The following is a 722-nucleotide window of genomic DNA, read 5'->3' as shown; positions in this document are numbered from 1 at the left end:
AGGTCCAAACAAAGTTATATGTTGTAAATTGGCTACATTTTTTTAATTTTGTATCGGCGTTTACAGCGAGGTAATTATGTCGTACATTTCCAGTGCAGAGTCGTGATCCGACAACCGCACTGTTAGGCGGATGTGTCCATCTTTATCCACCAGTGCATAACACGCTTGATCCAAAATTGTTTTATCCGCCATGACCCTGACCACCGTATAGGTGGACGAGCCGTTTTTTAGATAGGTGTTCCTATACAACACCTCTATACCGTTTTTTTCGCAAAACGCATCCACCTCTCTTCCGAGGCACTCTGCGTACGCCTCATCGGCGCATTTATTTTTTTTGAACCCCATACGACTTTTGAAAATACACACAATTATACGTATCTTTTTTTATAAAAGTTGCAATGTTTTATTAAAAAAGATGAATAAAGTATCTTAACTTGTTGAAAATCAGCAATAAAAAGTTTAACTAATTCATAAAAAAAATATCAGTAACTTTGTATTGTATGGCAACAAGAAAGGAATTTGAATACAAAATAAACGTAGACACTAGCGCTGCGAACAAAAATTTGCAAAGCTCTGTAAAGCAAATAAATTTAACAAACAAAAGTATATCCGATTTGAACAAAGAGCTTCGCAGGCAAATTGCCGTTTACAAAGAACTGACAGCAGAACAAAGGGGTTCGGATATCGGCAAGCAGGTTCAAGAAAATATACAAGCAATACAG

The 722-nt window shown here is 36.7% G+C and carries 1 protein-coding gene; it reads left to right on the top strand.

Going from position 1 to position 722, the window contains the following annotated elements; all coding sequences use genetic code 11:
• Positions 1 to 500 precede the first annotated feature (500 nt).
• On the top strand, positions 501 to 722 hold a 222-nt coding region (locus NZ519_14035), incomplete at its 3' end, for a hypothetical protein (protein MCS7029872.1).

It is taken from the genome of Bacteroidia bacterium, assembly GCA_025056095.1.
Lineage (GTDB): Bacteria > Bacteroidota > Bacteroidia > JANWVE01 > JANWVE01 > JANWVE01.
This window is presented reverse-complemented; position numbering and strand designations above follow the sequence as displayed.